Origin of the sequence: Kribbella sp. NPDC058245 (assembly GCF_042882005.1) — a bacterium.
Lineage (GTDB): Bacteria > Actinomycetota > Actinomycetes > Propionibacteriales > Kribbellaceae > Kribbella.
On record NZ_JBHVWY010000003.1, the window covers coordinates 534,860 to 548,690 of the forward strand.

General features: G+C 67.3%; 15 protein-coding genes. 7 read left to right on the forward strand and 8 right to left on the reverse strand.

Annotated elements, in window-relative coordinates; genetic code table 11:
• Positions 1-956: 956 nt before the first annotated feature.
• The 6 genes from ACFVWG_RS08990 (at position 957) to ACFVWG_RS09015 (ending at position 6,921) form a co-directional block, all read left to right on the forward strand.
• Positions 957-2,375, forward strand: coding sequence for an extracellular solute-binding protein (locus ACFVWG_RS08990; RefSeq protein ID WP_391542617.1), 1,419 nt, complete (start codon positions 957-959; stop codon positions 2,373-2,375).
• Positions 2,375-3,283: a carbohydrate ABC transporter permease gene (locus ACFVWG_RS08995; protein WP_391542618.1), complete on the forward strand. Its 909-nt coding sequence runs from the start codon at positions 2,375-2,377 to the stop codon at positions 3,281-3,283. Before ACFVWG_RS08990 ends, ACFVWG_RS08995 begins: the two co-directional genes overlap by 1 nt.
• On the forward strand, positions 3,280-4,101 hold the full coding sequence (locus ACFVWG_RS09000) for a carbohydrate ABC transporter permease (protein ID WP_391542619.1): 822 nt from the start codon (positions 3,280-3,282) through the stop codon (positions 4,099-4,101). The genes ACFVWG_RS08995 and ACFVWG_RS09000 overlap by 4 nt, the downstream gene beginning before the upstream one ends.
• Entirely contained in the window at positions 4,101-5,180 is a 1,080-nt protein-coding gene (locus ACFVWG_RS09005; protein ID WP_391542620.1) for an ABC transporter ATP-binding protein, read from the forward strand. The genes ACFVWG_RS09000 and ACFVWG_RS09005 overlap by 1 nt, the downstream gene beginning before the upstream one ends.
• Complete coding sequence (locus ACFVWG_RS09010; RefSeq protein WP_391542621.1) at positions 5,180-6,424, forward strand: CehA/McbA family metallohydrolase; 1,245 nt, start codon at positions 5,180-5,182, stop codon at positions 6,422-6,424. Before ACFVWG_RS09005 ends, ACFVWG_RS09010 begins: the two co-directional genes overlap by 1 nt.
• Positions 6,425-6,510: 86 nt before the next feature.
• The gene (locus ACFVWG_RS09015; RefSeq protein WP_391542622.1) at positions 6,511-6,921 is read left to right on the forward strand and encodes a hypothetical protein; all 411 of its coding nucleotides are present in this window, start codon (positions 6,511-6,513) and stop codon (positions 6,919-6,921) included.
• 145 nt (positions 6,922-7,066) lie between these two features.
• On the opposite strand, the gene ACFVWG_RS09020 is transcribed toward ACFVWG_RS09015, so the two are convergent.
• Positions 7,067-7,687 carry a response regulator gene (locus ACFVWG_RS09020; protein ID WP_391542694.1) on the reverse strand — a complete coding sequence of 207 codons (621 nt, stop codon included), beginning with the start codon at positions 7,685-7,687 and terminating at the stop codon, positions 7,067-7,069.
• A 326-nt stretch (positions 7,688-8,013) separates the two neighbouring features.
• On the opposite strand from ACFVWG_RS09020, the gene ACFVWG_RS09025 reads away from it, so the two are divergent.
• Entirely contained in the window at positions 8,014-8,862 is an 849-nt protein-coding gene (locus ACFVWG_RS09025; RefSeq protein WP_391542623.1) for an SMP-30/gluconolactonase/LRE family protein, read from the forward strand.
• Here ACFVWG_RS09025 and ACFVWG_RS09030 read toward each other — a convergent pair.
• From ACFVWG_RS09030 to ssd, 7 genes are all read right to left on the reverse strand, one after another.
• Complete coding sequence (locus ACFVWG_RS09030) at positions 8,859-9,281, reverse strand: Rv3654c family TadE-like protein (RefSeq protein ID WP_391542624.1); 423 nt, start codon at positions 9,279-9,281, stop codon at positions 8,859-8,861. The two genes, ACFVWG_RS09025 and ACFVWG_RS09030, sit on opposite strands and share 4 nt — an antisense overlap.
• On the reverse strand, positions 9,259-9,639 hold the full coding sequence (locus ACFVWG_RS09035) for a TadE family type IV pilus minor pilin (RefSeq protein ID WP_391542625.1): 381 nt from the start codon (positions 9,637-9,639) through the stop codon (positions 9,259-9,261). Before ACFVWG_RS09035 ends, ACFVWG_RS09030 begins: the two co-directional genes overlap by 23 nt.
• 75 nt (positions 9,640-9,714) lie before the next feature.
• Positions 9,715-9,948, reverse strand: coding sequence for a DUF4244 domain-containing protein (locus tag ACFVWG_RS09040; RefSeq protein ID WP_391542626.1), 234 nt, complete (start codon positions 9,946-9,948; stop codon positions 9,715-9,717).
• 105 nt (positions 9,949-10,053) lie between these two features.
• Positions 10,054-10,767, reverse strand: a complete 714-nt coding sequence (locus tag ACFVWG_RS09045) for a type II secretion system F family protein (protein ID WP_391542627.1) — start codon at positions 10,765-10,767, stop codon at positions 10,054-10,056.
• A complete protein-coding gene (locus tag ACFVWG_RS09050) occupies positions 10,764-11,582 on the reverse strand; it encodes a type II secretion system F family protein (protein ID WP_391542628.1) in 819 nt (272 codons plus the stop codon). Before ACFVWG_RS09050 ends, ACFVWG_RS09045 begins: the two co-directional genes overlap by 4 nt.
• Complete coding sequence (locus ACFVWG_RS09055) at positions 11,579-12,742, reverse strand: TadA family conjugal transfer-associated ATPase (protein WP_391542629.1); 1,164 nt, start codon at positions 12,740-12,742, stop codon at positions 11,579-11,581. The genes ACFVWG_RS09050 and ACFVWG_RS09055 overlap by 4 nt, the downstream gene beginning before the upstream one ends.
• Positions 12,739-13,773: a septum site-determining protein Ssd gene (ssd, locus tag ACFVWG_RS09060; RefSeq protein WP_391542630.1), complete on the reverse strand. Its 1,035-nt coding sequence runs from the start codon at positions 13,771-13,773 to the stop codon at positions 12,739-12,741. Before ssd ends, ACFVWG_RS09055 begins: the two co-directional genes overlap by 4 nt.
• Positions 13,774-13,831: the final 58 nt, after the last annotated feature.

Genomic DNA, 13,831 nt, shown 5'->3' on the forward strand with positions numbered 1-13,831 from the left:
TGCCCGCCGCAGGCGGGCGAACCCCCACCCACGCCCCACCTTTGCGTGGATCTACTGCCGTATAGCGGCAGCAGCTCCCCGCAAACCCCACGCACCCGACTCCACCACGCCATAACGTCCGAAAAACCGGAGGCGGGCCCTCCGATCGTTCGGACGTTACGACGGCACTGTGATTAACGTCCGAAAAACCGGAGGCGGGCCCTCCGATCGTTCGGACGCTACGGCGGCACTGTGATTAACGTCCGAAAAAGCGGAGGCGGGCCCTCCGATCGTTCGGACGTTACGGCGGCACTGTCGTTAACGTCCGAAAAAGCGGAGGCGGGCCCTCCGGTCGTTCGGACGTTGCGAGGGGGTGGGGTGACAGAAGACAGCCGGCCCCGGGGTGCCGGGGCCGGCTGTCTTCTCACTCCTTAGAGATCGACACTGCTTCAGTTGTGATCTCTGGTGATCCTTCGTCGGTCAGGTGGAGCGATGCTCGGGGATCGGCGCGGGATTCCGCTGCTTGCGCGTCAGCGGGAGCCGTACGCCGTCGTCACCGTCCGGGCCTTCCCGTAGCGGGAGTCACCAGTCGGTGCCCGTCACCACCAGCACCAGTGGCCGTGGTGGTGGTGGTGATAGTGCCCGAACAGCAGGCCGTCTACCAGGTCGAGAACTCCGTACAACATTCGCAGTCACCTCCGCTCCGATGAACCGAACGGGCCTGACGCTACCGCGCTACTTCACGTTCTGTATCTACTCCACTACGGGTTGCGACAGAACCTTGAGCGCACTTTAACGGACCCGCAATGCTGCCCGCCCGGCTCCGACTTGACCCGACCGGGCGACTCCGGGTAACCGCCGCCGGTGCGGCGATTACCCGCCGTACATCGTTTGGGTAAATGTCTTCACAAACCTGCCATGCGGTGCCAATGTTTGACCGGCACCCGCAGTACCGACTCTCGCAAGGAGCCCCCCTGATGCGATCTCTTCGGCTGTCCAGCGCGCTCGCCCTCAGCGCCACCGCCGGCCTCCTGCTCACCGGCTGCCTCGGTTCGTCCGGCAGCGGCGACCAGGACGCGAACCGCAACGCCGAGGCCAAGAAGGTCGAGCTGACCATCGGCTCGAACGCGGTCAAGGGCGGTAAGAGCAGCGCCGGCGCGACCTTCACCGAGGACGTGCTGATCCCGAAGTTCGTCGCCGACCAGAAGGCCAAGGGCGTCGACGTCACGGTGAAGTTCCAGGGTGACGGCTCCGACGACGAGGTCTACAAGCAGAAGCTGTCGCTGGACCTGTCGAACAAGTCCGGCCCGGACCTGATCTCGATCGACGGCATCTGGGTCGGCGAGTTCGCGCAGGCCGGCTACATCAAGCCGCTCACCGACACCGTCGGCGACGCCTCCAAGGTGGACAGCTGGGACGGCTGGAAGCAGATCCCCGAGTCGGTGCAGCAGCTCGGCACCTTCGAGAACAAGCGGTACGGCGTTCCTGGCGGTACCGACGGCCGGGTGCTGTTCTACAACAAGAAGCTGTTCCAGCAGGCCGGACTCCCGGCTGACTGGCAGCCGAAGTCGTGGGACGAGATCACCCAGGCCGGTCAGAAGCTGAAGGCGCTGCCCGGCGTGACGCCGATCCAGATCAACGGCGGTACGGCGATGGGCGAGGCGACCACCATGCAGGGCGTACTGCCGCTGCTGGTCGGTACCGGTGCCGGGATCAACACCGACGGCAAGTGGCTCGGCGACACCCCGCAGGTGCGTCAGGTGCTCGACTTCTACCACCAGATCTACAGCACGGGCCTTGGTGATCCGGTGCTGCAGCGCGAGGCCAAGGGCCGGGACAAGTCGTTCGCCGAGTTCGCCTCGAACAAGGTCGGCATCCTGCTCGAGAGCGACTACTTCTGGCGCAGCGTGGTGGAGCCGAAGGCCGGTGTCGCCAAGATGGCAGACCGCGACACCGCTGTCGGCTACGCGCTGATCCCGGCGTCGAAGCCGGGTGGTGGCGTGAAGGGGCAGGACTTCGTCTCGATGTCCGGTGGCGGCGCGACGGTGATCAACCCGAACACGAAGTTCCCGCAGCAGGCTTGGGAGCTGTTGCAGTTCATGAACTCCGCAGACATGGTGAAGGCCTCCCTGGACGGCGCGGCCAAGATCACCCAGCGGACCGACGTCAACACCGAGGTCCTCGCCAGTGACCCGATGCTGAACTTCGTTGCCACCAAGGTGCTGCCGATCACGCAGTACCGGCCGGGCCTCGCGGAGTACCCGAAGGTCTCAGCCGCGCTGCAGCAGGCGACCGCGGACGTGATCGGCGGCAAGAGCACCGATGCCGCCGCGAAGGCCTACGAGAAGTCCGTCGAGACCGCTGCCGGCGGCAAGGACAAGGTCACCACGAACTGATGGCGACCACTACCGAACCTGTGCGGGCCAAGCCGCCCGCACAGGATGTGGCCGGGCTCGGCATCGGCAGGGCACTGGGCTTCGTCGCGCCCGCGATGCTCCTGATCGCCGCGTTCCTGGTCTTCCCGGCCGTCTGGACCATCTACATCGGCATCACCAACTACCGGCTGACCGGCGTCGAGGCGGTCTCGCCGTCCATCGTCGGCATCTCGAACTACACCCGGGCGTTGAACGACGCGCTGTTCCACAACGCGTTGTGGCTGACGATGCTCTTCGTTCTTGGCTCGGCGATCATCGGTCAGAACGTCCTCGGGTTCACGCTGGCTTGGATTCTCCGCCGCGCGCGCCCGACTGTCCGCCGTACCGTCGAGGCTTTGACGTTGCTGGCCTGGATCCTGCCGTCGACAGTGGTCGCCTACCTGTGGATCGCGTTCTTCGACCGCGACACGGGCACCCTGAACAGCATCCTCGGTACGACGGGGACAGCGTGGCTGATCGACTACCCGATGGTGTGCCTGGTGGTGTTCAACACGTGGCGCGGTACGGCGTTCTCGATGATGCTGTATTCGTCAGCCCTGCAAGCCGTTCCGCCGTCGCAACTGGAGTCGGCTCGAATGGTCGGAGCCTCCGGATGGCAGACGCTGCGAGATGTAGTGTTCCCGCATATCCGCGGTCACGTACTGACCAATACCCTGTTGATTTCGCTGTGGACAGCCAACGACTTCTCGCCGTTCCTGCTCACCAAGGGCGGACCGAACCACGAGTCCGAGACGGTGCCGGTCTACATCTACAACGTCGCGCTGCAAGGCGGTGAGCTCGGCTACTCGTCGGCGATCTCGTTCCTGCTGCTGCTCGCGAACCTGCTCGTCTCGCTGGTCTACCTTCGGCTGCTGAGGAGGCGCGCGTGAATCCGGCCTACATGGTACGGCGGATCGGCTTCTACGTGCTGATCTGCGCGATCACGGTGTTCTTCGCCGTACCGATGTTGTGGATCGCGTCCGCACCGTTCGACAAGAACCCCGGCCTCGGCGTGCATTGGCCGGACTGGACGTTCGACAACGTCCGGAAGACGCTGGACCATCCGTATGCGCTGCACGCGATCGTGAACTCGCTGATCATTTGTGTGACCACGGCTTTGGCCGTCACGGCGTTCGCAGCCCTGGCCAGCTACGCGTTGTCGCGGGTGCGAATCCCGGGGCGCGACGCGTTGCTGTACGGATTGTTGCTGCTGTCATCGGTTGTCACCGGTACGGCGGCGATGGTGCCGATCTTCGTGATGATCTATCAGCTCGGGCTGATCGACTCGCGCTTCGGGGTCGCGCTCGTGATGACCGGTGGGTTATTGCCGGCGGCAATCTTCATTCTGAAGGACTTCGTCGACGCCGTACCGAAGTCTTACGAGGAGTCGGCGCGGGTCTTCGGGGCGTCCACGCTGCAGATCCTGCGGGACGTCGTACTGCCGGTCGCACGTCCTGGCCTGGCCACCATCATGGTGTGGGCGTTCGTGAACTCCTGGGGCAACTTCCTGGTGCCCTTCCTGCTCATCCGGTCGACGACGCTGCAGCCGGCCGCCGTACTGATGCAGACGCTCACCGACGAAGGCGGCAGCGTGAACCTGCAGGTGCTGCCGGTCTTCTCACTGCTGTTCTCGATCCCGGTCGTTGTGCTGTATCTGCTGGTGAACTCGCGCTATGGATTCCGCTTTCACGGAGGTATCAAGAGCTGATGGCCGGTATCGACATCGAGGGTCTCGCGACCGTCTACCCGAACGGCGTCCGCGCCGTCGACGGCCTCGACCTGCACGTGGAGGACGGCGAGTTCTTCGCCCTGCTCGGCCCGTCCGGCTGCGGCAAGACCACCCTGCTCCGGACCATCGCCGGCCTGGAGAACGCCACCGAAGGAACCGTCCGCATCGACGCGGTGGACGTCACCCGCACCGAACCAGGCAAGCGCGGCGTCGCCATGGTCTTCCAGGACTACGCGTTGTTCCCGCACATGAGCGTCGCCGAGAACATCACCTACCCGCTCAAGGTACGACGTGTTGCTCCTGCCACTCGCGCCGAGACCGCCGAGCGCACTGCCGGCGAGCTGTCGCTCGGTGGGCTGCTGGAACGCCGGCCCGGCCAGCTCTCGGGCGGTCAGCAGCAACGCGTCGCGCTCGCCCGCGCCATCGCCTCCCAGGGCAAGGTGCTGTTGCTGGACGAGCCGCTCTCCAACCTCGACGCCCGCCTCCGTCTCGAGGCTCGCACCTTCCTCAAGAAGCTCCAGCGCGACCTCGGCATCACCACCGTTTTCGTCACTCATGACCAAGCCGAAGCCCTGGCCCTCGCCGACCGCATCGCCGTCATGGAGTCCGGCAAGCTCCGCCAACTGGGCACGCCTCGCGAAGTCTTCGCCCGCCCTGTGAATACTTTCGTCGCCAACTTCATCGGCTCCACCCCTATGAACCTGGTCCCGGGCACTGTCGGTTCTGAAGGTGTTGCGGTGGCTGGCGGGGCGTTGCCTGCAACAGATTCAGCACCAGCTGGTGCTGAAGTGACTGTCGGCGTTCGGCCTGAGTACCTGACCCTGACCGCTGGTGACGCCTCCGGCCTCGGCCTGCGGGGGAACGTGGTCGTCGCCGAGAACCTTGGTGTGCAGTCGCTGGTGAGCGTTGACTGCGACGGGACGCTCATCGGGGTGACGGTTCCGGAAGAGGACGAGCCGGAGCCCGGCAAGCCTGTCTTCCTCACCGCACCCGCCTCGCGCGTACTCCTGTACGACCGCGAGTCCGGGGAACTCCTCGCCCGGCAGCCGGTCGGCTGATGGCAATCACGTCGTACCGTCGGGTCTGGACGCTCGACGATCGCGCGGAGTCCATCTGGCACTCCGTGCCGGTCGACATCCCCGCCGACTGCCCGGGACTCCTTGTCACACTCACGATTCCGGCGATCGACGGTGTCGTCATCGACATCGGTTGTGAGGGGGCCGGTGGTTGGCGCGGCTGGTCCGGGGGTGCGCGACGGACTTTCGCGATCACCCCGACCGCGGCAACTCCCGGCTATGTCCCCGGCGAACTCGAGCCTGGCACGTGGTGGGTCGTCCTCGGTCTGTACCGCCTTCCGGTGGAAGGCGCCGAACTCATCGTGGAGGCGGTGACCGGTCCGGTCGCCGAGATTCCCGGTCTGACGGAATACGCCGACGCGACGGCAGCGATCGCCGTACCGGCTCGGCCACCGCGACGCGAGCTTCCCGCCGCACCGGGCCTGCGTTGGATCGCGGGTGACTTCCACGCCCATTCTTTGCACTCCGACGGCTCGACACCGATTGCGAACCTGGCCGCTCATGGTGTTGCCGCCGGTCTCGACGTACTCGCCATCACTGATCACAACACTGTCGCCCATCACCCGGAGCTCCCTGGCCTCAGCGGCCGCTTCGGCATTGGCCTGATCCCCGGCCAGGAAGTCACCACGGATACCGGCCACGCGAACGCCTTCGGCGATATCGGCGTCATCGACTTCCGGCAACCCGCCTCCACCTGGGTCAGCGAGGTAGCCCGCCGCGGCGGCCTGCTCTCGATCAACCACCCACTCAGCGGCGACTGCGCCTGGCGTCACCCGTTGTCGGAGCACCCGCCACTCGCCGAGATCTGGCACTCCTCCTGGCTCGACCACCACTGGGGCGGCCCGATTGCGTGGTGGCAGTCCTGGGGCCTCGACACCATCCCCATCGGTGGCAGCGACTGGCACAATCCCACCTCCCCCACCCCCATCGGTACGCCGACCACCTGGCTCGCCGTCGACGCCACCGCCGAAACTCCCGCCGAACTGGTCACCGCCACTCTCGAAGCCCTCGCGGCCGGCCGCACCGCTATCTCCAACACCTACAACGCGCCGGTCCTCCTCCGAGTCGGCGACGAACTCATCGCCCTGGACGCCCCGAACACCCTCGTCCTGGCCCCCGACGGCACCCCGCACGCGGTCACCTCCGCCAACCACCGTCTCCCCGCCATACCGGGCCCCCACGTCCTCGTCACCCACACCGGCGAGTTCCTCTCCACCTGCTCCTGACCGCTAACGTCCGAACGATCGGAGGGCGTGGTCGGCGTGTTTTCGGACGTTAACCGCGCTGGCAGGGGCGGCGGCACACTGGGGACATGAGCACCCCGGACGAGCAGGTCATCGTGGTCGACGCCGCCAACGTGATCGGCTCCCGCCCCGACGGCTGGTGGCGCGACCGCCCCGGAGCCGCCCGCCGCCTGCTGGAGAAACTCGCCCGCCTCCAGCAGCAACTCCCCGAGTCCACCACCATCGCCGTCATCCTCGAAGGCGCCGCCCGCAAAGCTCTCGACACCAACCCCCTGGACCTGGGCACCCTCCGCGTCATCCTCGCCCCCGCTTCCGGCGACGACACCATCACCCAAACCACCGCCGACTACCTAGCTCTCCCCACCCCACCCACCGTCACCGTGGTCACCGCCGACCGCGGCCTCCGCCACCGCGTAGAACCCCTAGGCGCCAGCACCACCGGTCCCAGCTGGCTCCTAATCCAACTGGACAACCTCTGACACCCAGCGCCCACTCCGCCGATCCGCTCCGCCAGCGCTCGGGGGCGTGCACCCCTACTCGGGCCCTTGAACAGGTAACACCTTGTGCCGGCCCACCACTTCCTGTCCGAACCCCCCTTCGGCTGGCGGCTGGCGGCTCGGGAGATCAGTCGAGGAGCCAGCCGTTGTGTTCGGCGATGTGGATGGCGTCGGAGCGCGTTCGGGCACCGGTTTTGCCGATGGCGGACCAGAGACTGCGGCGGACTACGCGTTCGGAGACGTGCAGGGAGCGGGCCATCATGGCGACCGAGCCGCCGGCGCGGGCGGCGCGGAGGGTGTCGGTCTCTTCGTCGTTCAGTGGGGTCTCGGAGTACTGGAGTGATTCGGCGGCCAGGTTGGCGTCGACGACGCGGAGGCCGAGGTGGACCCGGCGGACGGCGTCGGCGAGTTGAGGGGCCGGTGAGCCTTTGAGGGCGAACCCCTTGGCGCCGGCTTCCAGGCCGCGGCGGAGGTGGATCGGGCGGCCGTAAGTGGTGAGCATGACGACGCGGCACTCGGGGATCAGGGTACGGAGCTCGGTGGTGACGGCGAGGCTGGCGGTCCCCGGGCCGGCGGCGTCGAGCAGGGCGACATTCGCCCGGTGCCGTTTCGCGGCGGCCACGACATCGTCGGATCTGTTGATCTCGGCAACGATCTCGAGGTCGCGTTCGCGCTCCAGACCGTTTCTGAGGACGCCTCGGCTGAGGATCTGGTCGTCGACCAGCAGCAGCCGGATGGGGTCGGGCAAACGTGCCTCCGGGGTCACCGTCCGGGCGCCGGGGAAGTGCGTCCGGGAGATTGGGCAGAACATCGGTTCCTGATCTTTCGGTTCCAGATCATCGGTCACCGGCCACACCCCGTCCACATCAACGCGGCATCTCTACCAGATTGCGACCAGATCGCGACCGCCTCAGTACCGCCGCCGCTCCGCCCGTGCACTTTCCCGAACTCCTGCACGATTCCGTGCAGGAGTACCTGCTCAGTCACGGTTGTCGATCCGGCCCCGCGTCGTTCGTGTAGAGGGTGTCAGCGGCCTTCGACAGGCCGGCAAGTAGGACGAGAAGAGGTGGCGTCATGACCGAGGTACAGGTACTGCTCGACGGACTCGGGATCCCGGAATCCCCGCGGTGGCACAACGGGAAGCTGTGGTTCGCGAACTGGATCGGTCAGGAGATCGTGAGTGTCGACTCCGACGGTACGGCGGACTTCACGCCGACGCCGGTGCCGACGGAGCGGTTGATGGGCTGGTCGATCGAGTGGCTGCCCGACGGCCGGCTAGTCACGACCGGCGACAAGATCCGGCGGACGGAGACCGACGGTTCGGTGACCGTGTTGTCGGAGCAGTCGGCGAACGAGATCGTGGTCGACGACCGAGGCAACATCTATCTCAACGGCGCCGACTTCGACTTCGCCGGCGGTGAAGCACCGAAGCCGGGCTACATCAAAGTCCTCACTCCGGATGGCGAGCTGCGCGAGGTCGCGAGCGACATCCAGTTCCCGAACGGCATGGTCATCACTCCCGAGGGCCGCACCCTGGTCATCTCCGAGTCCTTCGCCGGACGACTGACCGCGTTCGACATCCAGGCCAATGGCGACCTGACGAACCGCCGGACGTTCGCCGACGGCCTAGGCCCGGACGGCATCTGCCTCGACGCCGAGGGAGCCATCTGGGTATCCACCGGCGGCTCGTCGGTCGTCCGCGTCGCCAACGGCGGCAAGGTCCTCCAACGAATCGACCTACCGGAACACCGAGCACCCTTCGCCATCGCCCTCGGCGGCCCCGCCGGTACGACGCTCTACCTCGCCACCGTCGAATGGCACGCGGACCAGCCGATCACCGACAACCTCAACCGCCTGGTCACCGGCCCCCGCGGCGGCCAGATCCTCACCGCCCAGGTCGACGTCCCCGCCGTCGCGGCCTAGGCGACCGGGCCCGCCCGGGCGGACACGGTGAGAGTTCGCTGCACGAACGGAAGTGCGATGGGCACGGACACCTGGATCGTGACGTCGGTGGGCGTCGGCTTACAGGCGGTCAGCGTCACGTCGTTGGCCGTCGCCGTACGGGACGCGGCAGCACATGGATCGGTCGCGAGCGCGTAGGCGGCACTGAGTGCGGACAGGTCGGCGCCGGCGGCGACCTTGTGGCGAGCAGTGGAGACAGCCGCCCACAAGATCGCCACGGCGAGCGCGGTCGCGAGCAACAGGCACGCGGTGAGCGTGTGGATGGTCCCGCTGCCCCGCTCGCACCGCCGCCACCGATTCTTCGGCCGTGCGCGCTCACGGTGGCTGTTCCGCATCGCGCGCCGGCGGTGCTGTGGTTCAGGAGGGTGTCGCTTCGTCATGGGTTGCTCCAGGAGTTGGTTCGACTTGGAGGGTGGCTGTGGCGGATTGGGTAGGAGCCGGGAGGAAGGGGAAGAGGCTCCGGGGCGTGGCTGTGACGGTGACCTCGATGGCGGGAGTGGTGTGGAAGGTGACTGCTCCGTTGGGTGGGGTGGTGCGGGTGATGAAGGCCTGGAGGTCGTCGGGGGAATCGCCGCGGGCCAGGGCTCGGGCGATGTCCCGGGAGGCGTCGACGCATTGGACGTGGGCGGTGACGAGGCCGACGCACCAGATGCCGGCGAGGACGAAGGTGAAGAGGAACGGGAGGGCGATCGCAGTCTCGGCGGTGATCGCACCACGCTGAGAGGTACGGCGGGGCATCAGGCTCCCCTCGAGAGGTCAGGCATCGGAGTCCAGGCGGGCCGGCCGCCGGTCGGTGACGGCCGGCCCACGAGGTCAGAGCTGGATGCCTTCCACGCCGGCGAGTTTGAGGGCGTAGTTGATCAGGGCCTTGAGGGCATTGAGCATGACGTCGGACTTGAGGAGAGCGACGAGGATGCCGCCGAGGCCGCAGGCGGCAACGATGGTGGTGGCGTACTCGGCGGTGGCGGCGCCGCGCTCGGACCGGGTACGGAACCGGCGGAGCCAACTCGACCGAAGGCGGCGGGCGGGGAGCAGAGGGTGGGACACGGGGGCCTCCTGGGTTGGTGTTCTTGCCAAGAAGATGCAGTGACCGAAGGGCCTTTGGCACAACGAGTTTTCGGGCTGTGGACAACATGGTTGCCGTCAGCATCTTTATGGCTGGGTGAGATACGGGACCAGGGCGTCAGCAACGGTCGGGATGATCGAGAGCAGGACGAAGGCGGGAAGAAAGCAGAGGCCCAGCGGAAGGGCAGAGCGGGACTCAACCGCGCGGGCGTGCTCGTCGGCAGCGTGGTGGTGTGATCGACGGGTGTCTTCGGCCAGTCGTTCGAGGGTTCTGGACAGAGGCGCGCCTGAGGTCAGGGAACGGTCGATGGCGCGCGCTACCGGGGCGCAAGGTGGTTCGGCGTGCAGGAGGGCCCACGCGTCTTGGGGATCCGCGCCGAGGGTGAGGCGATGGGCGATCTCGGACAGGAGATCACCTAGGGGTCCATGGATCGCGGAAGCGACTGTGGACAAGGCTTGTTGGGGCGGGCGGCCAGCTCGCAGGCAAGCGGCCAGAAGTTCGATGGTCAGGGGTAGATCAGCGGCAAGGGCGGCCCGGCGGCGTTTGGTGGCTGCCGGTTCCAGGCGGGACAGCAGACGCGGGATGACGAAGTACGCGACGACTGCCGGGAGTAGGCCCCACGGTGGGTAGAGAAGGATCGCGAGGGCACAGGCGGCTGCCGCGGCTACGAGGCGATGGGCTCTTGGTCGGTGCGGGCGGGTGGCTGGCGTGGGGGCGAGGCGGCGGAGGTCGGTGGGAGTGCGGACGAGCAGGCAGATGGAGACGGCCGCTGCGGTCGCGGCGAGAGAGATTGTTGTCATGGGCAAGGGGATCCGGTTGCCAGGCGAGTGGTCCAGTGCAGGCCTAGGGCCGTGAGGGCCAGGCCGGCGGTGAGGCAAAGCCAGCCGGGTGGAGTGCTGGTGAGGAAGGACAGCGGGTCGGCTCCGAGCGAGTACCCGAGGGCGGTACCGAAGAGTGGGAGAGCCGCGAGGATCCGAGCTGAGGAGCGAGCTCCGGCCAAGCCGGCTGCTGTTTGGCGGTGGATGGCTTCGTCGGCGCGGAGCGAGTCAGCGAGGCGTTCGGTCAAGGTTGCGAAGGCGGCGCCGGACTCCTCGGCGACGCGCCAGGTTGCTGCCAGTGCGCGGATCCCTGCACTGCCTGGGGATTGGGCGACGAGCTCGAGAGCTGTCGGCACGTCTCCTCCCAGCTTTGCTGCGGCGTGCGCCGGTTGCAGCTCGGGAGCGATGGTGGCGGCGCCGCCCAAGGCGTCGATGGGTGGTCGGCCGGCCGCGAGGTCAGCGGCGAGGACGTCGAGCGCTTCGATCACGGTGGTACGGCGGGCGGTGGTCGCTGCCTGTCGTCGGTGCTGCGCTCGCTGGAGCAGAGCGAGAGCACAGATGACGGTGATTGCTCCAACGGAGAAGAAGATCTGCGGACTGAACGCCAGTAGGACCAACGCGACCGGCGGAACGAACAAGAGCTTGCGGCGCCAGCTACTGAACGGACGGGCCCAAGCGAGCGGATGAAGTGAGGTGGCTCGGGGTGCGGCGGTCAAGCGGTGCAAGGGCCGCGATGGCAACGGGAACAGGAGATGGAGAGCCAGTAGGACACAGGCGATGGCGAGAAGACGGCTCATGCGGCTCCAAGGACGGTTGGCGGAACGGTGAACCGACCGGCGGCCGGATGGAGAGTGGGCGGGCCGACCAGCGGGAAGTCGACAGCTGGCCGGGTGATGACTTCGCCAGTGGGCAAACGGTCCAACACGTGAATGCTGGTGAGCCGACGAAGACCAGTAGAGGTACGCGCGAGATGGATGACCGCTTGAAGTGCTGAGGCGAGCTGGCTATGAACGGCTTCGCGAGGCAGACCGCCCAGCGCGCCCAACGCCTCGATCCGGGCCGGTACGTCGGCCGGCGAGTTGGCGTGGATCGTCCCGCAACCGCCTTCGTGGCCGGTGTTGAGCGCAGTCAGGAGATCGACGACCTCGGCTCCGCGAACCTCACCGATGACAAGGCGATCAGGACGCATCCGGAGGGCTTGCCGAACGAGATTGCGCAGGGAGATCTCACCGTTGCCCTCGACATTGGGCGGGCGCGCTTCGAGTCGGACCACGTGCGGATGATCGGGCCGGAGCTCACTCGCGTCTTCGACAACCAGCAGACGCTCACTGGGATCGGCGGCCGACAGGAGCGCACTCAGCAAGGTCGTCTTGCCAGTCCCGGTGCCGCCACTGATGAGGAAAGCCAGACGGGAAGCCAAGAGATCCCGCAGGAGTACTGCGCCTTCGGGTGGGAGCGAACCGGCGTCGACCAGCGTGTCGAGGGTGAAGAGCTGGTGAGCGGGAACGCGGAGCGACAGACAGGTCCCCGGGGCCGCGACCGGCGCCAGAACGGCGTGGAAGCGCGTGCCGTCCCGAAGCCGCACATCGACGAACGGCGTGGCATCGTCCAGCCGTCGACCGGCGGCAGCGGCCAGTCGGGTAGCGAGACGGCGGATCGCGGCATCATCGCCGGTGTCGACGACGACGCGCTCGAGGCCCACACCGCGGTCGATGTAGACCTCGTCGGGACCGTTGACGAGGATGTCGGTGATCCCTGGTTCGGCGAGCAGGCTGTCGAGCGGCCCAACGCCCAAAGCCTCGCGGTGCAACGCGGCGACGACCGCGAGCACGGTGGCGTCGCCGTACACACCGCCGTCGGCACGCAAGGCGGCGGCAACCCGGGCTGGTGTCGGTTCGCCGCCACTGACCGCGAGGCGAGCACGCACCCGGTCGAGGAACTCGCGGGAGATGATCATGCGGCCGGGGCGAACAGGTCGAGCAGGGTCGTCGCGGCTTGAGCCAGCGGGCCGCGCGGATTCGGCGCGAACCGACCCTGGTCCATGGCGGCGGGAAGGTCACGTTCATCGGCGAAGGTGGTTGCCAGCGGCAAGGACAGGTGCGTGGCGGCATCGGCAGCCGGGATAGCGGGCCGACGCGATGCACGAGCGATGATGCGGAGATCACCGGCGACCTCCGCCAACGGACCCGCCAGTCGCTTGGCGGCCGCTAGCGAGCGGATGTCGCAGGGAACGACCAGCAGGGTCGCGGTCGCCCGGACGAACGCTTCCTCGACGGCCGGATCCGGACGACGCGGGAGGTCGAGGACGACCAAGTCATTGCTGCATTGCGCTGCGTTGAGCACCGAGCGCATGGTCTCCGGCGGCAGCGCAGTCACGTCAGAGCGATCCCAGGACAGCACTGGGAGCCCATCAGCCGTTGGCAACGCAGAGCGAAGTGCAGCAGCACTCACGCGACCTGACGCACTGAGAAGCTCCGGCCAACGCTGACCAGGATCACGTTCGATGCCGAGGGCAAGCTCAATACCACCACCCAACGGATCACCGTCGATCAACATCGTTCGCAAGCCACGCCGATTTCCGAAGAGCGCCACGGCAGCGGCGGTCGTGGTGGCGCCCGCTCCCCCGCATCCACCGACGAAGGCGAGTGTGACGGCCGAGCGCGTCCCGCCGTCCAAGGTGTCCACCAGCCGCCCGGCCAAGGCCACCTCGTCGGCCGGCAGCCGAAACACCGCTTCCGCTCCGACGTCGAAGGCATGGCGATACAACGCATCCGGTCCTGGTCCGGCTCCGGCCAGTACGACGCCGGTACGTCGTACTGGCGTGGTGCGGGCGAGCCCCGCGGCGAGGTCGTCGCCGACGATCACCAGCGGGCAGGTGTGCCACCCGCGCCGCAGACCGTGCAGATCTCGCTCGACGAGCGGCGTGATCGAGGCCGCCGCGGCCAGCCGGAGCAGGTCGTCGAGCAAACGTTCGTTGGTGGTTGCCATGAGCACCGATGGAGGAAGCGCGGAGGGGTTCATACCAAGAAGATGCAGGCGCCGTACC